At 31.3% G+C, this 25,001-nt stretch carries 23 protein-coding genes; 7 read left to right on the top strand and 16 right to left on the bottom strand.

The features are described 5' to 3' along the window. Positions 1-130: 130 nt before the first annotated feature. The 4 genes from mutY to gldD are packed head-to-tail and all read left to right on the top strand — an operon-like array spanning position 131 to position 3,550. The gene (mutY, locus tag ES045_RS14925) at positions 131-1,174 is read left to right on the top strand and encodes an A/G-specific adenine glycosylase (protein WP_147117081.1); all 1,044 of its coding nucleotides are present in this window, start codon (positions 131-133) and stop codon (positions 1,172-1,174) included. Positions 1,175-1,216: 42 nt separating this feature from the next. After that, entirely contained in the window at positions 1,217-1,657 is a 441-nt protein-coding gene (locus ES045_RS14920; RefSeq protein WP_147117080.1) for a single-stranded DNA-binding protein, read from the top strand. A 20-nt stretch (positions 1,658-1,677) separates the two neighbouring features. After that, on the top strand, positions 1,678-3,006 hold the full coding sequence (locus tag ES045_RS14915) for a gliding motility-associated protein GldE (protein ID WP_147117079.1): 1,329 nt from the start codon (positions 1,678-1,680) through the stop codon (positions 3,004-3,006). After that, the gene (gene gldD / locus ES045_RS14910; RefSeq protein ID WP_147117078.1) at positions 2,999-3,550 is read left to right on the top strand and encodes a gliding motility lipoprotein GldD; all 552 of its coding nucleotides are present in this window, start codon (positions 2,999-3,001) and stop codon (positions 3,548-3,550) included. Before ES045_RS14915 ends, gldD begins: the two co-directional genes overlap by 8 nt. Before the next feature lie 93 nt (positions 3,551-3,643). Here the strand turns inward: gldD and ES045_RS14905 are convergent, their stop codons facing one another. The 13 genes from ES045_RS14905 to rplU all read right to left on the bottom strand — a co-directional run bounded on the left by ES045_RS14905 (position 3,644) and on the right by rplU (position 14,648). Then, positions 3,644-5,413: a MutS-related protein gene (locus ES045_RS14905; protein WP_147117077.1), complete on the bottom strand. Its 1,770-nt coding sequence runs from the start codon at positions 5,411-5,413 to the stop codon at positions 3,644-3,646. Next, complete coding sequence (locus tag ES045_RS14900; RefSeq protein WP_147117076.1) at positions 5,414-6,505, bottom strand: HesA/MoeB/ThiF family protein; 1,092 nt, start codon at positions 6,503-6,505, stop codon at positions 5,414-5,416. Positions 6,506-6,569: 64 nt separating this feature from the next. Then, positions 6,570-7,703, bottom strand: a complete 1,134-nt coding sequence (locus ES045_RS14895; RefSeq protein ID WP_147117075.1) for an NTP transferase domain-containing protein — start codon at positions 7,701-7,703, stop codon at positions 6,570-6,572. Continuing rightward, positions 7,696-8,169 (bottom strand): cyclic pyranopterin monophosphate synthase MoaC, encoded by a 474-nt coding sequence (gene moaC / locus ES045_RS14890; RefSeq protein ID WP_147117074.1) that lies wholly within the window; start codon positions 8,167-8,169, stop codon positions 7,696-7,698. Before moaC ends, ES045_RS14895 begins: the two co-directional genes overlap by 8 nt. A 25-nt stretch (positions 8,170-8,194) precedes the next feature. Next, the gene (locus ES045_RS14885) at positions 8,195-8,551 is read right to left on the bottom strand and encodes a four helix bundle protein (RefSeq protein WP_147117073.1); all 357 of its coding nucleotides are present in this window, start codon (positions 8,549-8,551) and stop codon (positions 8,195-8,197) included. 48 nt (positions 8,552-8,599) lie between these two features. Further along, positions 8,600-9,838 (bottom strand): molybdopterin molybdotransferase MoeA, encoded by a 1,239-nt coding sequence (locus tag ES045_RS14880; protein ID WP_147117072.1) that lies wholly within the window; start codon positions 9,836-9,838, stop codon positions 8,600-8,602. Beyond that, positions 9,835-10,374 carry a GRAM domain-containing protein gene (locus ES045_RS14875; protein WP_223267272.1) on the bottom strand — a complete coding sequence of 180 codons (540 nt, stop codon included), beginning with the start codon at positions 10,372-10,374 and terminating at the stop codon, positions 9,835-9,837. The genes ES045_RS14880 and ES045_RS14875 overlap by 4 nt, the downstream gene beginning before the upstream one ends. Positions 10,375-10,448: 74 nt before the next feature. Next, the gene (moaA, locus tag ES045_RS14870; protein ID WP_147117071.1) at positions 10,449-11,441 is read right to left on the bottom strand and encodes a GTP 3',8-cyclase MoaA; all 993 of its coding nucleotides are present in this window, start codon (positions 11,439-11,441) and stop codon (positions 10,449-10,451) included. Further along, complete coding sequence (locus ES045_RS14865) at positions 11,442-11,855, bottom strand: YeeE/YedE thiosulfate transporter family protein (RefSeq protein WP_147117070.1); 414 nt, start codon at positions 11,853-11,855, stop codon at positions 11,442-11,444. It lies immediately after the preceding gene. 68 nt (positions 11,856-11,923) lie between these two features. Then, positions 11,924-12,481, bottom strand: a complete 558-nt coding sequence (locus tag ES045_RS14860) for a YeeE/YedE family protein (RefSeq protein ID WP_147117069.1) — start codon at positions 12,479-12,481, stop codon at positions 11,924-11,926. Between the two features lie 65 nt (positions 12,482-12,546). After that, positions 12,547-13,779: a 3-deoxy-D-manno-octulosonic acid transferase gene (locus tag ES045_RS14855; RefSeq protein WP_147117068.1), complete on the bottom strand. Its 1,233-nt coding sequence runs from the start codon at positions 13,777-13,779 to the stop codon at positions 12,547-12,549. Positions 13,780-13,875: 96 nt separating this feature from the next. Beyond that, positions 13,876-14,136 carry a 50S ribosomal protein L27 gene (gene rpmA, locus ES045_RS14850; RefSeq protein WP_036782547.1) on the bottom strand — a complete coding sequence of 87 codons (261 nt, stop codon included), beginning with the start codon at positions 14,134-14,136 and terminating at the stop codon, positions 13,876-13,878. Positions 14,137-14,165: 29 nt separating this feature from the next. Then, entirely contained in the window at positions 14,166-14,648 is a 483-nt protein-coding gene (gene rplU / locus ES045_RS14845; protein ID WP_147117067.1) for a 50S ribosomal protein L21, read from the bottom strand. Positions 14,649-14,917: 269 nt separating this feature from the next. Here rplU and ES045_RS14840 point away from each other — a divergent pair, with 269 nt between their 5' ends. Together ES045_RS14840 and ES045_RS14835 are read left to right on the top strand one after the other, a co-directional pair. Further along, complete coding sequence (locus ES045_RS14840) at positions 14,918-16,225, top strand: M16 family metallopeptidase (RefSeq protein ID WP_147117066.1); 1,308 nt, start codon at positions 14,918-14,920, stop codon at positions 16,223-16,225. Positions 16,226-16,233: 8 nt separating this feature from the next. Then, positions 16,234-18,288: a M16 family metallopeptidase gene (locus ES045_RS14835; protein WP_147117065.1), complete on the top strand. Its 2,055-nt coding sequence runs from the start codon at positions 16,234-16,236 to the stop codon at positions 18,286-18,288. 299 nt (positions 18,289-18,587) lie between these two features. Here ES045_RS14835 and ES045_RS14830 read toward each other — a convergent pair whose 3' ends face one another. Beyond that, positions 18,588-19,463 (bottom strand): DMT family transporter, encoded by an 876-nt coding sequence (locus ES045_RS14830; RefSeq protein ID WP_147117064.1) that lies wholly within the window; start codon positions 19,461-19,463, stop codon positions 18,588-18,590. Between the two features lie 90 nt (positions 19,464-19,553). On the opposite strand from ES045_RS14830, the gene ES045_RS14825 reads away from it, so the two are divergent. After that, on the top strand, positions 19,554-20,024 hold the full coding sequence (locus tag ES045_RS14825) for a cation transporter (protein ID WP_223267271.1): 471 nt from the start codon (positions 19,554-19,556) through the stop codon (positions 20,022-20,024). A gap of 73 nt (positions 20,025-20,097) precedes the next feature. On the opposite strand, the gene ES045_RS14820 is transcribed toward ES045_RS14825, so the two are convergent. Beyond that, positions 20,098-22,110 (bottom strand): hypothetical protein, encoded by a 2,013-nt coding sequence (locus tag ES045_RS14820; protein ID WP_147117063.1) that lies wholly within the window; start codon positions 22,108-22,110, stop codon positions 20,098-20,100. Between the two features lie 127 nt (positions 22,111-22,237). Next, on the bottom strand, positions 22,238-24,982 hold the full coding sequence (locus ES045_RS14815) for a TonB-dependent receptor (RefSeq protein WP_147117062.1): 2,745 nt from the start codon (positions 24,980-24,982) through the stop codon (positions 22,238-22,240). Positions 24,983-25,001: the final 19 nt, after the last annotated feature.

Here is a 25,001-nt window from a genome sequence, read left to right as displayed (position 1 = left end):
TACTATATTTTTATTAATTTACTTCCAAAAATGCGGATGCAAATATATGATAATTAATCAATTCCGAAAAGATAAAGACTTAATTTTATCTTAATTTTAAAATGTAATATTGCAATTCTATATTTTATTGATGAAATTTTCTAACACATTAGTTTACTGGTACTTACAAAATAACCGAGAACTCCCTTGGCGTAAAAGTAAGAACCCATATTTTATTTGGCTAAGCGAAATCATGTTGCAACAAACAAGAGTTGCCCAAGGTTTGTCTTATTATCTGAAATTTACAGCCACTTTTCCAACAGTTTTCGAGCTTGCAAAAGCAGATGAAAGTACTGTTTTAAAAATGTGGCAAGGGCTCGGTTATTATTCGCGCGCAAGAAACCTACATTTTTCTGCAAAACAGATCGCAGAAGAGTTAAATGGCGAGTTTCCATCCACTTATAAAGAAATTATAAAATTAAAAGGAATTGGAGATTACACCGCATCTGCAATTGCCTCCATTTGTTTTAACGAACCAACAGCTGTTGTAGATGGAAACGTTTACAGGGTACTTTCCCGGTACTTCGGCATTCATACGGCAATCAACTCGACATCCGGAATTAAGGAGTTTAAAGCATTAGCGCAATCTCTAATAGACGAAACACAACCCGGAAACTTTAATCAGGCAATTATGGATTTTGGTGCATTGCACTGCAAACCACAAAATCCGTTATGTGACACCTGTCCGTTTGCTGATAGCTGCGTCGCTTTAGAAAAAAACCTCACAAAAGAATTGCCCGTAAAAGAGAAGAAAATAAAAGTTAGAAAACGTTATTTTAATTTTTTGGTGATACAAACAGAAGACAACAAAACAATTCTATCAGAAAGAAAGGGAAAAGGCATTTGGCGAGGTTTGTACCAATTTCCATTAATTGAAAGCGAGAAGAGCATCAATCAAAAAGAAATTATTTCTTCGGATGCATTTATCGAACTATTTCCAGAAGAAACTACTATTTCACTTTTTAATGAAAAAGAAATTGTTCATAAGTTATCTCATCAACATATATATACACATTTTTGGGTTGTAGAAACAAAAAGACTTAAAAATGCTAATATTCTTTGGAAAGACATTCAAGATTTTCCTGTACCTGTTTTAATCGCAAATTTTTTAGAAGCTTTTCAATCGAAAAAGTAATTGATAATTTTGTACATTTGATTTGTTTAAAAAATTGAAATTATGGCAGCAGGAACAATAAACAAAGTAATACTTATTGGTAATTTAGGTGATGACGTAAAAATGCATTATTTTGATGATAAAAATAGTGTTGGGCGTTTTCCTATTGCAACTTCAGAAAGTTACACAAGCAAACAAACAGGAGAAAAAGTAACCAATACAGATTGGCATAATATTGTTGTGAGAAACAAATTGGCAGAAATTTGCGAGAAATATTTATCGAAAGGAGATAAAATATATGTAGAGGGAAAATTAAAAAACAGGCAATGGGAACAAGATGGCGTGAAACGCTATTCTACAGAAGTTATTGTTACAGAAATGACAATGCTAAGTACTGCTAAAAAGAACTCGGAAAACAGTGCTCCTGCTCCACAACAAAATACACCAATTACTAGTGAACCAAAAACGGTTGCACCAGAAAAAAACGACGATTTACCTTTTTAACAATTATAAACTATTAACCTTTGGACCCAGATCCCGAAAATTTATTTATTCTATTAGCTTCCTTCGATTTTATTACAGTTTTAAACGGAATTGTTTTAATTGCACTACTTGTTAGTTCTGCGTTAATTTCTGGTTCTGAAATTGCTTTCTTCTCTTTAAATCAAACAGATATAAACGAACTTTCTAACAATGGTAAAGAAGAGAATATTGTAGTAAACTTACTAGACAGACCCAGAAGACTGCTAGCCACCATTTTAATTACCAACAATTTTATAAACATTTTAATTGTACTTTTATTTGCTTCTTTAGCAGAAACTTTATTTGGCAATTTTAACCTTACTTTAGACCTACATTTCTTTGCACTTCCTGTTCGATTTGTCTTAGAAATAATTTTAGTAACCTTTTTAATTCTATTATTTGGCGAAGTTTTACCAAAAGTATATGCATCTAGAAATGCACTGCCATTTGCTAAGAAAATGTCTAAATTTATTCATGCTGTTAATATTTTATTAACGCCTTTTAGCATGCCGTTAATTTCGATTACGAAATGGATTGAGAAAAAATTCGGAAATAAAGCAAGGAATTTTTCCGTAGAAACCCTGTCTCAAGCCTTAGAATTAACATCTCAAGGTGCAACTAGTAAAGATGAGCAAAAGATTTTACAAGGAATTGTAAACTTCGGAAACACAGAAACGGTGCAAATAATGAAACCAAGAATAGATATTTTTGCAATTTCTGATGATGAATCTTATGAAGAAGTTTTAAATAAAATTTTAATAAAAGGCTATTCTAGAAATCCTGTTTATAAAGAAAATATAGATAATATTACAGGTGTTTTGTACGCAAAAGATTTGTTAGCACATCTAGACAAGAAATCTTTTAAATGGCAAACGCTGCTTAGAGAACCCTTTTTTGTACCAGAAAATAAAAAATTAGACGATTTATTGGTTGATTTTAGAGCAAAGAAAAATCATTTAGCTATCGTTGTAGACGAATACGGAGGAACTAGCGGATTAGTTACCTTAGAAGACGTTATAGAAGAGATTGTAGGAGACATAAACGACGAATTTGACGATGAAGATTTGTCTTATTCTAGAATAGACCACAACAATTATATTTTTGAAGGCAAGACTTCTATAAAAGATTTCTGTAGAGTTTTAGATGATGAAGATGAAGATATCTTTGAGGAAGAGAAAGGCGAAAGTGAAACCTTAGCTGGCTTTATTTTAGAGATTTCTGGGAAGTTCCCTAAAAGAGGCGAGAAAATAATCTTTAAGAATTATACGTTTACTATTGAAGCGCTAGATAAAAAGCGTATTAAACAAGTAAAAGCTACTAGAAATGCGTAACCTCTTTTTATTCCTTTTTTTATCCTTTTTTCTTTCTTGTAAGGAGGCTGTTTTTCCGAAACCCAAAGCATATTTAAGCTTAGAATATCCAGAAAAAACATACCAAAAATTAAAACTAAAAAGACCGTATACTTTTGACATTTCAAAAAATACAACCATTGTTGACGACAAGAACAATTGGCTCACAATTAAATATCCAAAATTAAAAGCATCTATAGATATTACCTACAGACCTGTAGAAAATAATATAAAAGAATTACTTACCGAAGCAGAAAAACTTGTTTTTAAACACACTGCAAAGGCAGAACAAATTATACCGAAAGACTTTGTAAATCCTAAAAAAAGAGTTTTTGGCAGTATCTATGAAATTACAGGAAATGCAGCTTCTCACATTCAGTTTCATGTTACAGACAGCACAAAAAACTTTATAAAGGGTTCTTTATATTTCTATGCAAAACCAAATTACGATTCCATTTTGCCTGCTGTAGATTATATAAAAGAAGATATTTTACGTTTGATAGAAACCTTAGAATGGAAAGAATAAATTATTTTTCATGCTTCGTTCTAAGCTTAAAAATCTTATTTTATGATACATCTCTACTAAATCACGCACCTCTCCTCTATTCTCTCTAAAACACTAAATAATTTCCATTTTATGCAACAAGAAAGACGCATTCATGTTTTTACAAATTCCGTTTTTTAGCGTGTAGTCGAAATGCAATTCATTTGCTATAATTTCAGCATCAAAATAGTAATTTTTAACTGTAGGAAACTCATTTTCTAATTCACACAAACTCACATCATGCGTTGCAATAATTCCTGTAGATTTCGATTTTGTTAGTTTTTCTACAAACTTTTTAGAACCAATTGCCTTGTCTTTACTATTGGTTCCTTTTAGAATTTCATCTAAAATTATAAAGTAATCTTCGTCTTTAATTTCATCAACAATAAATTTTAATCGTTTTAATTCTGAATAAAAATAAGACTCATCTTCCGTTAAAGAATCTGTAGTTCTCATACTTGTAATCAGTTTTATTGGCGAATATTTAAAAGACGTTGCACAAACGGGCAAACCACAATTTGCCATTACAATAGACAAGGAAATAGTTCTTAAGAATGTGCTTTTTCCTGCCATATTTGCTCCTGTAACAATAAAAAATTCTTCTTTTTTAATATTGAAATCATTGTCTATTCTTTTATCCGTTTTTAATAAAGGATGCCCTAAATTAGTTCCCTCAATCACTTCTTTTTCTGAAGTTATTTCTGGGAAAATAAATTTCGGATGATTAAAGTGAAAATTTGCTAACGAGTTTTCTGCATCAAAAAAAGCAACTACTTCAAACCATTTATCAACCGTGTGTTTATAACTAGAAATCCATTTTTCTACCTTGCAAGCACTTTTTATGTCCCAAAGCAAGAATGCATTTCCAAAAACAGCAATCACTAAATTATTTCTTTGATCGAAACCGTCTAAAACTTTAGAAAACTCTTTAAAAATTAAAGAAGCTTTTTTATTTTCTGACTTGATAATTTCTTGCTTTTTTGTTAATATTTCTGAAGTGAAAGATTCATTTTCTATCTCATCTAATAAAACATGATATTGTTTAAACGTTTCTCTAACCTTATCCGTTTCTGCATAAAGATTGTTCGTTTTTTTTAAAAACCTTCCCGTAATAAAAAGCCCGAAGAAAAACCAAATTATTAAGTATGAGAACGGAACGATACCAAAGGAAACCAAAACAATTAAAACCAAAGAAAGTACAGAAAAGCCTATTTGAATTTTCGCTAAATATTTAGGAAAAACTGAAGCATAATTAGAGACCCAATCTACAATGGACTTCGAAGTATTCTTCACAGAAACCAAACTTGCCAAAGCCCCAAAATGTTGTCTCCAAAGAACTTTCTTAGAAAGCTCTTTCAACGCATTTTGTTTCTCTAAAATAGTAGTTATTTTATTTTCTATTAACAAATTTGCTAAAACTTCTTTACCATCATTTGTTTTCGTTCTATTCATATATTGAAAGAAAGAACCTTTGCCAAATAAATCGATATCATTGCTATAAAAATGTGCAGGATTTATAAATTCTTCACCCGTTTCTAAATGATGAAAATCGCGATTTAAAACACCTATTTCTGTCTTATTAATTTGAACTTTCTCATTAACAATATTTCTTTTTCTTTTAAGATTGATGTGTTTTGAAACCAAAAACCCAAACAATAAAAGCCCTAAAGAAGCGATGATAAAAACCGTTGGATATTCGCCAAAAGTTGTATAAATTAAAAAACAAACGCCTAAGAAAACAGTAAATCTAAAGATACTTAAATTAACAGATGTGCGTTTTAAAATGGCTGCTTCTTTTTCTAAGTCAGCTTTTGTACTTGTATAAAAATTTATGGGGTTTTCCATTTATTTATGTGCTATTTTGTATTTAGAAATTCCGCCAACCAAACTAAAGACGTTTAATTCCGGGTATTTATTTTTCATCATTTTTGTTGCAATGTAGCTATTCATACCTCTTTGGCAAACCATAACATAAGTTTTATCAAAATCTACAATAATATTTTCTGCCTTAAAATTTTGAATAGGAATTACCTGATGCACTTCAAAAGGTAATTTTAAATTTGGTAAAACGGCAATTAACTCTAAATTTTTATCTTCAAGTTTACTTTTTAAGTCTGCAGCAGTAATTAAAAAATCGTTATTTTGAGTTGCACAAACAGCATCAAAATAGGTTTGAACCTTAAATATTTTTGCTATTTTCTCTTTTAAAACAGTCGGTTTTAACTTCATTTTTAACTGTGTATTTTGAAGTGAATTGTAAATTAATAATTGATTTATTAACGGTTTTCCTATTCCTGTAATCAATTTTAAAACTTCATTTACTTGTTGTGTGGCAATTATACCAACAATAGAATTTAACGTTCCCGCTTCCTCACAATTAGGAATATCTGTTGCCATTTCGGGGAAAGCATCTCTTAAATTTGCTGAATAACTGCCTTCTTTTTGCAAGACATTAAAAGTAGCAACATAGCCATCAAATTTATACAAAGAACCATAAACCATTGGTTTATTTTGAAGGACGCAAGCATCGTTTAAAAGATATTTTGTGGGTAGCGAATCTGTTCCATCAACCACAACATCAACGTCTTCTAACAACTCAAAAACATTTTCTTTTGTAATTGGTTTGTTCGAAAAGCTAACTTCTGTAAAAGGGGCTCTTTTTTTTATAAATGTTGATATCACTTCAGCCTTAAACTTACCAACATCCTCTAAAGAAAAGAAAACTTGTCTGTGTAAATTAGTGATATCAATCGTATCAAAATCTACCAAATGAATTTCCCCAATTCCGCTAGAAGCTAAATACACCGCAATCGGACTTCCTAAACCGCCACAACCAACTACCAAAACAGAAGCGTTTTGTAATTTTTGTTGTCCGACTTCTCCAATTTCCTGTAAAGTAATCTGACGTTTAAAAAATTGACTTTTTGTTGGTTTCATTTTTTTATCATTGCGAGGAACAAAGCAATCTCTTCATTCAATATTCGCTCTTTTAATTAACAGATTACTTCGTCATTTTTCCTCCCAAAAACGAATTCGAGAGTTCGTTTTTAGCTATTTCAAATTCTTCTGGCGTATTTATATTTCTAATAAAAGAATCGTCAATTTCTACAATTTCAACATCAGAATTAATTAACATTTTACGCGGACAAGAATATCCTTGTGCTAAATATTGTAATAAAACCGGATATGCTTTTGGTTCGTAAATAGTAATTAAAGGCTCTGGAAACTCCTTGCCTTTTCCTTTAATTGCTGTGGCAACTTTACTCGGATTTCTGTGTTGTAATAAAGTCTGAATTATTTCTTCATTTATAAAAGGAACATCTGTTGCTAGTACAAACCAAGCAGTATTTGGATCTTTTTGAAATGCAGAACAAATGCCACCAAAAGGACCTAGATTGATGAATTTATCTGAAATCTCATTTTCTTTATTTAATGAATTTTGAACCGAATAAAAGGTTTCTAAATTATTATTTTCTAATAATTCTTTAGCAACTTCTTTTTGAGGTTTTCCAAAATAATTTAAATCCGATTTATCTTGCCCCATTCTAGTGCTTTTTCCACCAACTAAAACCAACCCTTTTACCGGTACTATTTTTTCTTGAATCAGATTATTAATATGATTTGAAATTTTATCAACTTCATCGATTGTATAGCAAATGATGTTTTTTATATTCGGAAATTTCTCTTCAAGAAAAGAAAAATACGCTGTGTCTTTCGTTAACTTTATGACAAACTGAATGCGGTCTAGTTGTGCTAATCTTTTCAAAACAGAAGCTTCTTTTGCTTCATCTAAAACTAAAATTTGTTTTGCGCCTTGATAATGATTTCCGTTGATAAAAACACAATCGAATTGAGCAAAATCTAAGCGTTGCTGAAACTTGTTTACATTCCCAGAAGTGGTTATTTGTAGATTTCCTTCGTGGTGAAATACATATTCCGACAACTTGTTCTTTTCGACATCTTTTGCATGAGAAGCATCAAAATAAGCTAATTTATATTTAGATAATTTCTGTGATACTTTATGAACTAAATCTGAAATAGTATTACAATTTGTACCTAAAATTGAAATTTCATTTGGTGCAAAAGTCTCGTTATCTCGTCTTTCTAAATTTGTATGTTTTTGGTGTTTATCCATTTTTTATATCAGATTTTCCTCCAGTTTTTTCTACTAATTTTACTTCTTTAATCACCATTTTCTGACTGATACTTTTACACATATCATAAATAGTTAAGCACGTAATATTTGCGCCTGTTAAAGCTTCCATTTCTACTCCGGTTTTCCCTTCGATAGTTACTTCGCAAAAAATTTCTATGTTTTCTGAATCTATAATATTAATATCAATATCTACGCCATTAATTAATAACGGATGACACATTGGTATTAATTCTGATGTTTTTTTTACACCTTGAATTCCGGCAATAATTGCTGTTTGAAAAACAGGTCCTTTTTTGGTAATTAACTCATCATTTGTAAAATGAGCAATTACTTCTTTTCCTAAAAACATGGTTGCTTTTGCAATGGCTGTTCTTTTGGTAATTTTCTTATCAGAAACATTTACCATTTTAGGATTGTTTTTAGAATTTAAATGTGTAAAAGTCATTTAAATAGTTTTTAGTTTTAAATGTTTAGTTTTTAGTTAGATTGCTTTGAGAAGTTTTAACAATAGAAGTTAAAATTCTAATTAATTCATGAATATCTAAAATTAAAGAATCTACTTCTAAATTTGTTAACTCACTTTCTTTTAGTAAACGTAACCAATATTTAGTTTCTCTTGCTTCTTTTGAAGAAATAGACATTTTTGCAGTAAAATTTCTCTTACTTTGTCCTGCTAAAGCTTCCTCTATGTTTGCACCAATTGAAGTCCCACTTCTCAAAGTTTGATTTGAAATTACAAATTCTTTTTCTCGTTGTAATTTTTTATAAAGAGAAATGATTTTTAATGAAAATTTAAAACTCTTTTTCTGAACAATACTTTCTTTCATAGCTGTATTTTAAACTTAAAACTCAAACCTAAACATTTATAACTATAATTAGCGATAGCGAATTATAGTAAAAATCTCTCCACTTTTAAACTCTATTTTATCATTTGGTAATTGAATAAACGCATCTGCATTTACCAAACTTGCTAAATCTCCAGATCCATTTCCTGTAATTGGAGTTGCTATTAATTTTCCGTTTTTATTTTCTAATTTTACCTGTAAAAAATATTCTAAATTCGGTTTAAAAGATACATCTGCATTTAAAATTGCAGTTTCTTCTTCAGTTTCTAATCCAACTGATTTGTAATACCAAGGATAAAAATACACCAAACAATTTACAAAAGTAGAAATTGGGTTTCCTGGAAACCCGAACACAATTGTCTTTTTTTGAGGTTTATCAACTGTCTCTGAATTCGTATCGCCTGTACTTATAAAGGTTTTTTGCCCAAACCAAAAAGGTTTCCCTGGTCTTTGTGCAACTTTATGAAATAATTTTTCCACCCCTAATTCATCAAAAATTTCTGGTAAGAAATCGTATTTTCCTTTGCTAACTGCTCCACTAAAAAGCAATACATCGTACTCTTGTAGATACACTTTAATTTTAGCTTTTAATACTGATTTATCATCTGTAATATGAGCTGTTTCAGAAGGAATGTTTAATCTTTCTAATAACGAAACCAACGTAAAAACATTGCTTCTTCTTATCTGATGGTATAAAGGGATTTCATGAACCCCAACCAATTCATCACCAGTAGAAACAATCATTACTTTGGGTTGTTTTACTACTTTTACAAACGTTTTTCCTACAGTTGCCAAAACCCCTATTTCTGCTGCTGAAATTCGTGTGTTTTCTTCAATTAATAAATCACCACTTCTTCCGTCTTTTCCTTTAGAATGAATATTTTGGGCCTCGAAAATACCTTCAGTTATTATTTTTGCATAACCATTGTTCGTTTCTACATCTTCATAACGAATAACTGTATTCGCTTTGTTTGGCAAAACAGCTCCTGTCATTACTTCAATACAATTTTTAGGGTTTTTAAGCGTCAATTGCTCACTTCCTGCTGCCTGAATTCCTTCAATTTTAAAAGCTCTTTGTCCGCTTTCAAATAAAGTGTAGTCAATTGCAATCCCGTCCATAGAAACCCTATTAAATGGCGGGAAATCTCTATCTGCTCTAATTTCTTCTTTTAAAATTCTACCTACAGATTTCATAAACGGAATTTCTTCAATTCCAAAATTTTGAATTGAGTTTAAAACTATTTGCAAAGCTTCTTTTACTGAAATCATACAGTTAGTTTATCCTTTATTTTTTGAATTTGAACTTCTCTATTATTTACTACAAAACAATACTCTTCACCTTCTTTTGTCGTTATTTTTATTCCATTGTTAACAATCTTCATTGTTTTTCTTTTTTCAACGCTCTCTATTTCTGAATAGTTAATATTTGTTTGACCTTTCTTAATATTTAAAGAATGACTTTGAAAAATTATTTGATAATTTGTTAAAAACACCTTACCTCCAACAGCTTCTAAACCTCTAAATAAACTACCAGAAAACTCTTCTAAAATTTGCTCTCCTGACAGAATTTTAGGCACAATCGTATTTAGACGTTTACCTATTAACTTATTCATTGTCCAAGGAAATATTAAAATAAATAAAACTCCGTAAAGAGCACCTTGGATAATAATTATTTTCACACTTTGATTCGTTCCTGCGAGATATAAAACTGCTGAGTAGAAAAATGCCAAAACAAACATAGCAACAAGGCTTTGCTTACAAGTTAATTTAATTTTAAAGTTTTCTTTCATTTCTATCTTTTTCATTTTTAAATTCCTGCCCACGCAAGAATAACAAGACTGAACAACAATCTAGTTGAACTGTACAAGTATACACTCTTTTACCCTCCAATTGTACTCATACTTTCTGAAGCACCACCATCTTTTCGATTAGCTTCTGCTATAAAACCATTTTCTGGCTTGTCTTTTACCAAACCTAAAAAGAGTTCTTTTAAATCGTCATTAGATGCTCCTTCTCTTATAAAATCTCGTAAATTAAAAACACCATCATCAAACAAACAGTTTTTAAAAGTTCCTGTTGATGTAATTCTAATTCTATTACAATCGTTACAGATCGTTCTTGTAAAAGCAGGAATTATCCCAAAGGTTCCTAAATGATTGTCAATTGCATAGTTTCTAGAAGTTGATGATTTTTCAGATTGAATTTCTTTGACATCAAACTCAGTTTTCACTTCATTTAAAATCTTCTTAAACGTCCAGTTTTCTTCCATTTCACGCTGTCCTTTTCCGTTAAAAGGCATTTCTTCAATAAAACGAACCGCAACATTTTTATCTTTTGTCAACCTTACAAAATCGACAATCTCATCGGTATTAAAACCAGATTGTACTACAACATTCAATTTTAAATTTAAAGTACTTTTCTCTAACAATTCAAACGTTTCATAAACCTCCGGAAAAACGTCTCTTCTTGTAATTTTAGCAAATTTTTCTCGTTGTAAACTATCGATACTTAAATTGATATGTTTTACTTTTTCTAATTGTTCTATTCTAGAAATATGCTTAGAAATCATTGCACCGTTTGTGGTAATATTAATGGCTTCTAATAAATCATTATAAGATAACATTTCTAAAAAACCAACAAAATCTTTTCGCACAAAAGGTTCGCCACCAGTTAAACGAACTTTAGTAACGCCCAATTCTGTTAATACACGAATTAGACGGTACATTTCTTTAAAGGTGAGTAATTCTTGTCTCGGAACAATTTCTATTCCTTGAGCAGGCATACAATATTGGCAACGCAAGTTACAACGGTCGGTAACTGCCAATCGTACATATTCCATTTGTCGTCCAAAATTGTCTTTTAATTTGCTCATTTAATTTGGTAATTTTTTACTTAATAGTCCGTAAATAAATGCGCCTAAAAGTGCGCCAAACAATAAAATTAAAGCAGGAATTAATTTAAACCCAAGAATTACAAAAATGGGTGCCGCACAAGCGCCAGAAATTCCCCAACCTAAACCAAAAAAAGTACCTCCTAAAAGGGTACTTATAAAACCTTTTTTCTTTGGCGTTGGCGCAATTTTATTTCCATTGATATCTTTTATTTTCCCACTTTTAAACAATTGCATAAATACTGCAGAAATTACAACTGCACCTCCAATAATTCCGAACATATGAAAAGACTGAAACTTAAACATCTCATAAAAGCGATACCAAGAAATGGCTTGCGTTTTACTTAATACAATTGCGAAAAAAATTCCTAATATTAAAAATCTAATGTTTTTCATTTATATATTTTATTTACACTTCGACAAGCTTAGTGTGACATTTTTTTTATCAATTATTTATCGTTGACTTAAAACAGCATTGGAATTATAAACCAAGTAGCAATTATTCCTCCAATAAAAAAACCAATTACCGCCAATAAAGAAGGGAATTGTAAACTACTTAAACCTGTAATTGCGTGTCCGGAAGTACAACCACCGGCATAACGCGTTCCAAAACCTATTAAAATTCCTGATACTATTAAAATTAAAAATCCTTTGATTGAAGAAAATGCTTCTTCTCCAAAAATTTCGTCAGGGAAATATTGATTTCCAACATTTAAAAAGCCTAAATCTGTTAATTCTTTAACCGTTGTTGGATTCAAATCGATGGCCGGATTCGGAATTAAATACCACGCAGAAATAAAACCGCCAATAATTAACCCAACTACAAATAGCAAAGCAAAATCACGTTCTTTCCAATCTTTCTTAAAATAATCTGACACTTTTCCTGCGCCAGCCATTGTACACAACGTATCGAAGTTTGTAGATGCTCCAAAATTCTTTCCGAAGTAAAAATACAATAACAACGAAATTGCTATTAATGGGCCGCCAATGTACCACGGCCAAGGTTGTAATATAAAATCCATACTTTCTTTAATTTGTTCTCGATACAATTTTGAAGAAAATCAAAATCACACCAACTGACATTAATTTAAATTTTATCTTTTAAATAATTCATTATTAAATTTGTTGCTCCTAAATGATCTTCAATGTATTTTTTATTGATGATTCCGGTTAAGTTTCTAAAACTTACATCTTCTTTTAAACTAATAAAACTGTCGTTAAATTCCTCTTGGTTTCTTATTGAAATACAACCACCTATTTTAACGAGATCTACAGCTTCTTTAAATTTGTCGTATGTATGCCCAATAACTACCGGAATTCCGAAAGTTGCTGGTTCTAAAATATTATGCAAACCGGTTTTTAAACCTCCACCAACATAAGCAATATCTGCTACCGCGTAAATTTTAGTAAGAATACCAATGGTATCAATAATAAAAACTTGCTTTTCTGATAATTGTTTACCTTCTTTTTCTGAAAATAAAACTGTTTTTTTATTGATGGTTTTTTGCAACTCTAAAATCGCATCCTTTTTAATATTGTGCGGTGCAATAATAAATTTCTCATCTTCTGTTGCCTTATTATTGATATACTGAACTAATAATTCTTCATCTTCTTTCCAAGTACTTCCTGCAACAATAGTGTATCTATTATCTTTAAATTCATTAATAAAATCTAGCGAATTGTCTTGTTCTAAAATTTCTAAAACTCTATCGAATCTAGTATCTCCTGCAACTGTTACATTTTTAAAACTGATAGAATCTAACAACTCTTTAGAGGTATTATCTTGCACAAAAAAGTGATGAAAAGCCTCTAAAGACTTTCTCATAAAGCCGCCATAACTTTTAAAGAACAACTGCTCTTTTCTTAAAATTCCTGAAACTAAGATGGTTTTAATTTCGTTCTTTTTAAGCTCGTTTAGAAGATTTGGCCAAAATTCATATTTTACAAAAATAGCAAATTCTGGATTTACAATTTCCACAAACTTTCTTGCATTCGATTTAGAATCTAAAGGCAAATAGCAAACCACATCTGCTAAATTATAGTTCTTTCTAACTTCATAACCAGAAGGAGAAAAAAAAGTTACTAAAATTCTATGCTGTTTATACTTGCTTTTTAATTCCTCTATAATTGGTCTTGCTTGCTCAAATTCACCTAAAGAGGCAGCATGAAACCAAATTACCTTTTCGTTTTTTAAAGAGGATATTTTAGAGAAAGTTTCATTTCTTCCTGCAATAAAAAGTTTTATTTTTTTACTGAACAAAGCTACTATTGGCAATAACAAATCAGCTAAAAACACTACAAAATTGTACACTAATTTCATGGGAGTAAAAGTACAAAATGGAAAGTTCTAAAACGCGAAAAAGCACTAACAAATAAATGTTAGTGCTTTTTTATAGTGTTATTTGATACTTATTTACTAAGCTTCAAATGGAGTTATAGAAACATAAGACCTATTGTCTTTTTTCTTTCTAAATTCCACTACTCCATCAACCTTTGCATGTAAAGTATGATCTTTACCCATGTAAACGTTTTCTCCTGGATTGTGAGTTGTACCTCTTTGACGAACAATAATGTTTCCTGCAATTGCAGCTTGTCCTCCAAATATTTTTACTCCTAGACGTTTCGATTCTGATTCTCTACCATTCTTCGAACTACCTACTCCTTTTTTATGTGCCATGATGTTATGGTTTTAAAATTTGTAAATTCTTATTTAGTTAAAGCTTCTATTAATTCAGCTTTCTTTAAAGAAGTATATCCAGAGATATCTTGTTCTTTAGCTAAAGCTTTTAATTCAGCAACAGTCATAGAACTTAAATCGTTAGATGCTGTTTCTGCCTTTGGAGCTTCTGCTTTTTTAGAAGCAGTTTTATCAGCACCTGTAGCAGCGATAGATTCAATTTGAATCTCACTAAGAGCTTGTCTGTGTCCATTTTTCTTTTGGTAACCTTTTCTTCTTTTTTTCTTGAAAACGATTACTTTATCACCTTTTAAGTGACCTAAAATTGTTGCCGTTACTGCGGCTCCTTTTATAGCTGGGGCGCCAATAGATACACTTCCATTGTCATCAAGTAAAAGAACGTTATCAAAAGTTACTTTTGATCCTTCCTCTCCTTGTAAACGGTGAACGTATACTTTTTGGTCTTTTGCTACTTTAAACTGCTGCCCTGCTATCTCTACGATTGCGTACATACTATTTGTTTTGCGTATTAATACTGGTTAACGCACCTTCTCTCTTGAAAATACGGATGCAAATATACATCTTTTTTAGAAAGCTACAACATTGCTTCAAAAAAAAATAAAAGCATTAGAATCAAGTGAATAAATAATTTTTTAAGTTTCTTTTTTCAACAGATTCTTACTATTTTTGGTGAAACCTTATAAAAAATGCTAATTTATTGTAACAAAGAGAATTTCTCGGCGTCAAACAAAGCATCTATTATTAATTAAATAAAAAATCAATGAAAAAAAGTATTTTATCTCTTGCTTCAGCTATGTTGGTTGCGTTTTCTGTAAATGCACAAAAAGTTGAATTTGAAGAGTACAAGTTAGACAACGGAATGCAAGTAATTTTGCATCAAGACAATTCTGCGCCCGTAGTAATTACTTCTGTAATGTATGGTGTTGGTGGTAAAGATGGTAGTAGAGAAAGAACTGGTTTTGCACACTTCTTCGAACACTTATTATTTGAAGGAACCGAAAATATTGGAAGAGGTGAATGGATGAATATTGTGGCTTCTAATGGAGGTAGAGTAAATGCAAATACCTCTCAAGATAGAACTTATTATTATGAGATTTTTCCTTCGAACAAATTAGAGTTAGGTTTATGGCTTGAGTCTGAGCGTTTATTACACCCAATTATTAAACAAGAAGGTGTAGACACACAAAATGATGTTGTAAAAGAAGAAAAAAGAGAGCGTACAAGAGCGTATTCTAATTTATTACCTGAAATATCTAAGAACCTATTTAAAGTGCACCCATACAAAGACCCAAATGTAGGGTACATGAAACATTTAGATGCAGCTACCTTAGAAGAGTTCTTAGCGTTCAACAAAAAATATTATGTACCAAATAATGCAACGTTAGTTGTTGCTGGTGATATTGATTTTGCGTCTGCTAAAAAAATGATAAAAGCTTATTTTGGGCCGATACCTAGAGGAGCAGATGTTGTAAGAAACTTCCCGAAAGAAGCTCCTATTACTGAAGAATATAGAGCAACGGCTTATGATGACAATATTCAAATACCAGCTATTGTAGCTGCTTACAGAACGCCCTCTTTTAAAACTAGAGATTCTAAAATTTTAGATATGATTTCTACTTATTTAAGTGGTGGAAAGAGCTCTGTTTTGTATAAAAAAATGGTAGATGAGAAGAAAATGGCACTAGCTGTTCAGGCTGCAAACGTTTCACAACAAGATTATGGTGTGTATGCATTATTTGCGATTCCACTTGGGGAAGTTGCCTTAGATGACTTGATAAAGGAAATGGATGAAGAAATTGTAAAAATTCAAACAGACTTAATTTCTGAAAGAGCGTTTCAAAAAATTCAAAATCAGTTTGAAAACAATTATGTAAACGCCAACGCTAGTGTTGTTGGAATTGCAAATTCTTTGGCTAGATATAATGTAATGTATGGAGATACTAATTTAATTAATTCGGAGATTGACATCTACAGATCTGTTACTCGTGAAGAAATTAGAGCAGTTGCGAATAAATACTTAAATAAAAACCAGAGATTAATCTTAGAATATTTACCTAAGAAAAAATAAGAAATAAGATGAAGACAAAAATTTTATCAACGATAGCAATTATAACATTGTCTTTTGCCACAAACGCGCAAATAGACAGAAGTAAAATGCCTACTCCAGGACCAGATCCTGTTGTAAAATTAGGAACCGCAGAGAAATTTTCTTTAGACAACGGTATGACCGTAATTATGGTAGAAAACCATAAATTGCCAAGAGTTGCTGCTACTTTAAGAATAGACAATCAACCTTATTTTGAGGGTGAAATAGCTGGTGTTTCTAGCATGATGGGTAGTTTATTAGGTAGAGGAACTACAAAAATTAGTAAAGACAACTTTAACGAAAAGGTAGATTTCTTAGGAGCAAATGTTAGCTTTAATAGTACTAGTGCTTCTGCAAGATCTTTAAAAAAATACTTCCCAGAAGTATTAAGTTTAATGGCAGATGGTGTAAAAAACTCTCAATTTACGCAAGAAGAATTTGATAAAGAAAAAGAGGTTACTTTAGAGAATTTAAAGTCTTTAGAAAAAAACATCCCTGTAATTGCTAGTAGAGTAGAAAGTATTTTGGTGTACGGTAAAAATCATCCCTACGGAGAATTTACAAGTAAAACTTCTGTAAACAAGATTACTTTAGCAGATGTAAAAAACAACTTTAACACGTACTACAGACCTAACAATGCCTATTTAATTATTGTAGGAGATATCAACCCAAAAGAGACTAAAAAATTAGTAACGAAGTTATTTGCTGATTGGAAAAAAGGACAAATAGCTGCTGCTGCCTTTTCTGCACCAGAAAATCTTTCTACTACACAAATTAGTTTTGTTAATATGCCAAATGCAAATCAGTCTGAAATTGCGGTTGTAAACACCATTGACCTAACTTTAGGAGACAAAGATTATTATGCAGCTTTATTGGCAAATAAAATTCTTGGTGGCGGTGGTGGTGCTAGACTTTTTAAAAACTTAAGAGAAGATAAAGCATATACATATGGTTCTTATTCTAGAGTTGGTCAAAGCAGACAAACAAATACAGCTACTTTTAGAGCTACTGCAAGTGTAAGAAATATGGTAACAGATAGTTCTGTTGTAGAAATACAAAAAGAAATAAATAAAATTCGTTACCAACAAGTAACAGAGAAAGAATTAAAAGATGCCAAAGAAGAATATATTGGTGGTTTTGTAATGGACGTTCAGAAACCTGCAACTGCTGCAAACTACGCACTTAATATTGCACTTTACAACTTGCCAGAAGATTTTTATGCGAACTATATTAAAAACATTAATTCTGTAACTGTAGCTGATGTACAAAATGCAGCAATTAAATATTTTAGAGGAGATAAAGCTAGAATAATGGTTACTGGTAAAGGAATTGAGGTTCTTAAAAACTTAGAGAAAACAGATTATGTAATCAGTTATTTTGATACTGAAGGAAACCCAACAGAAAAGCCAGCTATGACAATGCCAATTCCTGCAGGAATGACGGCTAAAACTGTTGTTAACAAATACTTTGAAGCAATTGGAGGTAAAGATAAAGTGATGGCTGTTAAAACAACAATGATGGTTGCCAATGCTACAATACAAGGAACTCCTTTAGTCATGACAATGAAAGCATCTGCGCCAAATAAAACTTCACAGGTTGTTTCTGTAATGGGAAATGTTGCCTCTAAAACAGTTTTTGATGGAACGACAGGATATTCTGAGTCTAGAGGTCAGAGAATGGACATGAAAGCAGAGCAAATTGCGGAAGCAAAAAGCGGAAATGCTCTTTTTAATGATGTAAGTTATATGTCTGGTGAATTGGTTAGAATAGAGCCAATTGAAGGTAAAAATGCAATCGTCTTAAAATCTAACGATACAGAGGTTTATTACGACATGACTTCTGGTTTAAAAATAAAAGAAGTAAAAACTGTAAAAACGCCAGATGGTAAAGAAGTAAAAACGCCAACAGTATTTTCTGACTATAAAGAAGTAAACGGAATTAAATTTCCACATACCATCGGTCAAAAAATGGGACCAATGGATTTAGAATTCAAAATAAAAGAAGTAAAAATAAACGAAGGTGTTTCTGATGCAGATTTTAAGTAATCAATTTTAGAAATATTTTTAAAAATAGAGAGTCAAGACTTAGGTTTTGGCTCTTTTTTTATTGCTATTTTTTAAACACGAATTTTACAAATTTTCACAAAGGGAAGCTTAAAAGGGCACTTCGTTACTCTCGAAACTTTAAGGCTGTCTAACATTAGTTACTTAAACCATCTTTTAAAACTGAAGATTAACCGCAAATAATACGCAGAGATCGCTAAGATCTTTTTTTAAATTCAAAGAGCAAAAAGCACTTCGACAAGCTCAGTGAGACATTCGTTAATTTAATTGTTTCTAAAAAACTATTTTTTCTTATTCACCAAATAAACTCCTATTAGAATAACAACTCCTCCGAAAACCTGAAGCGTACTTAATTTTTCACCATCTAACACTCCCCAAAAGATTGCCACTAATGGAATTAAATAAGTTACAGAAGATGAAAAAACAGGATCTGAAATATGAACCAACTTATTGTAAATAGTTTTTGCAATTCCAGTTCCTACAATTGATAAAATTGCTAAATACCCTAAGGACTGCATTAAAACTTTATTCTCAACATCAAACGTAGCAAAGAAATCTGTGAAGCCTAAAACCACAATTGCTGGAATAAGTAATAATAAAAAATTACCTGTTACAATAGAAAGTGCGTTCAAATCACTTAAATACTTCTTCACCATATTTGCATTAAATGCGTACCCAACAGAAGCGATAATTATTAAAAAAGCATACCAATAATTCTGATCAGGGTTTAAAGCAGCTCCTTTTAAAATTAGAATTAAGGTTCCTAACAAGCCAATTAAAATTCCGTATAATTGCCTTCTTTTAAAAGCGAAACCAAAAACCATTGCACCAAATATTAACGTATAAAAAGGTGTTAATGAATTTAGAATAGACACAATAGAACTGTCTATTGTTGTAATTGCAAAAGCAAACAGAAACCCAGGAACAAAAGTTCCCGCGATAGAAGTGTAAACAATATATTTATAATGTTTCTTTTTTATTTTTTTTAATGATGGAGCAGCAACCGTTAAAAGAAAAATAGCTGTAAAAATCATTCTTAAGGCACCTAGCTGAATAGGTGTTACACCCAACAATGCCTTTTTCATTAAAATAAATGAACTTCCCCAAACCAGAGAAAGTAACGCAAGGTAAAGCCATTTTTGTTGTTGATTATTCATGCTTCAAAAGTTAAAGCCGTAAAAGTCTTACAATTATTGAAATATGAGCCTGATTATTGATAAATTTGTAGCATAATCTAATAATTAAATATGATGACTACTAAAAAAATATTTTATTCAATTGCTGTTGCTTGTTTTGTTTTTATAGGGTGTAATAAAGAAATTAAAAAAGAAAAAATTTCTCTTGCTATTTCTGGTATGACTTGTGAAATTGGTTGTGCAAAAATAATTCAATCTAAGTTGTCTAAAAAAGAAGGTGTAATAGATGCTAAAGTTGTTTTTACAGACAGTATTGCAACGATAGAGTTTGATGCAAATACGACTTCTACAAAAGACTTAATTGCTTACGTAGATGGAATTGCTGGTGGAGACTTGTACAAAGCTTCAGAAAACACAACTTTGATAGCTTCTAAAAAACCACATATTTGTTCTAATACTTGTAAAGAAAAATGCGAACTAAATACAAATAAAAAAGGTTGTTGTTCTGGTGAAACTGTAAACGGCAAAATGATTTGCACAGATGATTGTAAAATGGCTTGTTGTGCAAAAGAAACTGAGTAAAATATTCTTATTTTGTAAAATAAAAAAAGCAGGCTTAAAGCCTGCTTTTTTTTATTCTATGAATATTATTAGACTACAAACCTGCACTTTTCCAAGTCCAAGTAGAAACATCTACTTTAGTCCCTGTTTTATACTCTGCTGTTGTTGTTGCTGCAGAACCATCTATAATAACATTTGCCAATGAACCACCATCTTTCATATCGATATTTTTCGCATATCCTTCTAACCAAACATTAGTAATAGTGGCTCCAGAAGTCTTTTTAAACTGTAAAGCTGTACCAGCTACTGTAGAAATAGCTGTTAAGTTTACAAAATTAGGATTTCCATTAGCTTTATCACCTTCAAAAGCAGTAGAAAAACCAGCAACAGTATGAGAAATATAAGTATTTGTAACTGTACCGTTCCATCCTTCTGTCCAATCTACAGAGTCATCTTCATTATTTACCAAATATAGATTTTTAGCAGAGACTGTTCCTCCAAAAAACTCTACACCATCATCTGCACCATCTATTACAGAAATATTTTCAAGTGTAGTTCCAGATCCAACAGCATATAAAGAAACTCCGTTGTATTGAGATTCTGAATTAATTTGAGCCCCAGTTCCTTTTATTACTAAGTATTTTATAGACCCAGAATTGTCTGTATCATTTATTCCTCCGTAAATAAAACCACCAACCTCTGCTTCTGCATTAATACCGGCAGATGTAGTTGCGTTTCCACAGATTGTTAAACCTCCCCAATCTCCTGGAGTTGCAGAAACAGATGAAATTACAACAGGATTAGTTGCTGTACCTTGAATATCTATTTTACCACCTTGTAATACTGCAATATAAACTCCTGTTCCGCCATCTCTAGCTGTTATTTTTGTTCCAGCAGGAATGGTTAATGTTGCACCAGATTGCACAATGTAAGAGGAATTTAAAGTATAACTTACAGCAGCATCTAAAGTAACGTTTGTACTTACTGCACCTTGTAAGGTAGCATTATCAAATGTTAAATCTGTAGGTACCCAATCAAATTCTAAAGCATTAACGGTTGGTACTACACTTGTGTTTAATGTATAAAAGTAATCTGTTGAAGTTGTCATTTCTGCTTCTGTAGCAAGTGCAACGGGAGAATAACCTTCTAAAAATACAACATTCGCCGTATTACCACCATCTTTCATATCTAAATCTACATCATATCCACTTAAAGACAAACCAGAAATTGTGCCTCCAGATTGTAATTTAAATTGTAATGCTTTACCTCCTACAGTAGAAATAGCCGTTATATTATTAAATTTAGGATTTCCATTGCCTTTGTCTCCTTCAAAAACCGTAGAAAACCCTGCCTTAGTATGAGAAATATATGCAGTAGAAACAGTACCATTCCAACCTTCGGTCCAATCGATAGCATCGTCTTCATTATTTTCTAAATATAAGTTTGAAACAGATACTGTACCTCCAAAAAACTCCACACCATCATCCGAACCATTAATTACAGCAACATTACTAACAGTAGTACCAGAACCAACAGCGTAAAAAGAAACACCATTGTATTGAGATGTTAAGCTAATTTGAGCTCCTGTCCCTTTTATAACCAAATAGTTTATAGAACCTGAGCTATCGGTATCATCTGTACCCCCATAAATAAAACCGCCAACCTCTGCTTCTGCTGCTACACCTGCACTCGTTGTAGCTTCTCCACAAATTGTTAAACCTCCCCAATCTCCAGGATTTCCTGATGCTGAAGACATAATTACCGGATTAGATTCTGTCCCTTGAATATCTATTTTTCCTCCTTGTAAAACTGCAATAAAAACGCTAGTACCTCCATTTAAAGCTTGAATTTTTGTCCCTGCAGGTACTGTTAATTTTGCTCCTGAATCAACTGTAAAAGAAGCGTTTAAACTATACGTTACCCCAGGTTCTAATGTATAATCTTCTTTAAGCTTACCATCCATTACACCTGTTTTTAAATTTTCTATTACTTCAGATTCGCCACCTGGTAAAATGATTTCTGGCTCTTCGCTATCACAACTTGTTAACGATAATGTAACTATAGAAAAAGCTACAACATTAAGAATTTTAAAAATTGATTTTTTCATTTTAAATTTGTTTGATTTTATTTTTATACAAAGAAATCACCTTCCTCTTTATTTGTCTTTACCTAAAGATTAATAGTATGTTAGGCTTTTTATGAATTTGACTGATTTGTTAAGGAATGGTTATTAACTAGAACGTATATTTAAAACTTAAAGTTACCCGACTTCCATTTTTGTAAGAAGATATTGTTTCATTACTTTCAATCTTAGAGATTAAACTTCTTACTTTTTGTGTTTGTTTTATTTCTGGATTTAATACGTTTTTACCAACTAATTTTACGGTGATTTTTTTTGTTAACTCTTTACTTATCACAAAATCTAAGGTCACAAAACCTTTCTCTATAATTTCGTCATTGTACAACTCGGCACTATTTGCAAAATCTTCTGGAGATCCTAAAACAAAAATTTTGTCTGACGAATAATTACCTGTTAACGTTGCAACAAATTCATTTTCTTTTTTATTACTAAAACTTAAAGATCCATTCGCAATAAAGTCAGACGCTCCTTGCAAGCTAGATGTTATCTTATTTTTATATTGAAACTCCTTTAATAAGTCTTGCTTTAGCCACATTTTTGTAATGTTACCGGTAAAGTTTAAGACTCCTTCTTCAGCATCATTTTTAATTAAATCTGTTTTAGCCTCTAACTCAAAACCGTAAACATTTGCCTCTTTTCCTGTATTTGAATACACAAAATAACCAGATGAACCTCTAGATTGCGCTAAAGTGATTGGATTCTTAATGTGTTTATAAAATACTGTTCCAGAGAACAGTTGTCCGCTATTAGGAAAAACTTCATATTTTAAATCGAAATTATAAATGTCAGATTTTTCTAAATCTGGATTTCCTTTTACAACTCTACCTGTTGGAGAAACATATTCAAAAGGCGCTAATTCTTTAAACTCTGGTAAAGTTTGCGTTATGCTAGAAGCAAAACGTACATATTGATTTTCTTTTAACTCATATTTTAAATTTATACTTGGGTATACACTTTCATAGACTTTATTTAAAGTACCTAACCTGCCAACATAATTGGTAACATCCCAAGTTACATCTAACTCATCTCTTTCAAAACGTACCCCTAAATTACCAGACAATTTATTATCAAAACTAAAATCGAAATTTACAAAACCTGCCAGAATCTCTAAATCTGCATGATATCTATCTGTCTCACCTACTCTTAATCTCAACCCGTTATTAAAATTTGTTGTTGTAAATGTTTCTGATAAATCATCTATAGACGGTGCCTTAAATCCTTTTGATCTTACACCAACAAATAAAGATTTGAAAGCTCTTTGTTTATGTCTGTAATTCAATCCGTAGTTTAAAGAGTACGGTTTATTGTCATCTTTAGAACCCAAAGCCCATTTATTTTCTAAAAAAGCAGTATATTCTGTATCTTGTATTTTTTGGCTAGATTTTCTTTGTTGATAATCGCCAACATGAGCATATTGTATTTCTGGAGAAGTAGTAATGTCTAAAATATTTATTTCGTTTCTAATTCTATTTGGCTCTTCTGCTAAAACAAAATTGTAGCCTCCAGCCCAATTTAAAGTATTGTTTTCACTCCAATTATGTTCTCCTAATAACTGATTTACCAACATTGTAGTTTGTTTAAAATTTTGATCTCTAATAAAAGCGCCTTCTTCTTGCGGATCTTGATCAAAAACATATCCTAAACCATTTCTACCTTGCTCATACAAATTATCTGTACCTGTATTTACAAAAAGAGTATTGTATTTCAACTTGTTATTATCGTTTAGCTTCAATCTAAAATTCACATAACCCGTAGTATTTGCTAAAGCACCATACTCTTCTGCATCTGTAAATTCGCTATTTAAAACATTAGATCTGTACGTTTTAAAAATTCCTTTTTGGTGTGTAAAAGATTTAGAGTGTGAACCCGTTAAAAAAACAGCTACTTCTTTTCCTAAAACTTCAAATTTCTGTCCTGCAGAAAAAGAGCCACTAAAATTAATTGGGGAAGAAATTGTTCTTGTATCCCAACCTTGCAGCGTAATTAAGTTTTGTAATGCATAGGTTTTTTTATGAAAACCTACCGCAACATCTTCATTAATAATTGTTGTTCTAAAATCATCTGAGAGATTTAAAACAGTTGTATTTACACCTCCAGAGAATGAAACAGTATATGCATTAGAAATAAATTCTTTTGAATTAACATTTACATTACCAGAGCCTTGGTCTGCGTAACTAGCCGTTGTATATGTTTTACTAATACCTACATTCTTTATAACGTCTGTAGAAAACAGACTTAAATTAATGTTCTTGTTAGAAACATCATCCGAAGGTATTGGTAAACCATTCATTGTAGTTGATAAATACCGATCGCCTAAACCTCTAATATAAATACTCCCAGAACCTTCACTTTTTGCAACTCCAGAAATTTTAGTCGTCGCATTTGCAGCGTCAGAAACTCCAATTTTTGCTAAGGTTTGTGCCCCAATACTTTCTTTTATTATTGTTGCCTTCTTTTGTGCTAATAAAAGTGCATTAGCAGACTCTTTACTTGTATATGATTTAATAACAACCTCACCTAAGCCTACCCCCTCTTCTGCAGACATTGTTTGGTTTAGGGCAAGGGTTTCCCCTCCTTTTATTGTAAAGTTTTTTTCTATGGTCTTATATCCTAAAAAACTGAAAGATACTTTATGCGTTCCTGTAGGGATTTTAAAAGAGTAATTCCCATCAAAATCTGTAGTTGTACCAATTGTAGTTCCCTTAATAAAAACGTTCGCAAAAGGTAAAGGCGCATTATTAGTTTCTTTGTCGGTTAACAAACCTTTTAAGGTTCCTTTGTTTTGCGCTGTTAATAGTTGGCTAAATGCTATAAAAGCAATAAATAGTATTTTCTTCATTATTGTTCGTTATTTACAT

Origin of the sequence: Polaribacter sp. IC073, assembly GCF_007997075.1 — a bacterium.
GTDB lineage: Bacteria > Bacteroidota > Bacteroidia > Flavobacteriales > Flavobacteriaceae > Polaribacter.
This window is presented reverse-complemented; position numbering and strand designations above follow the sequence as displayed.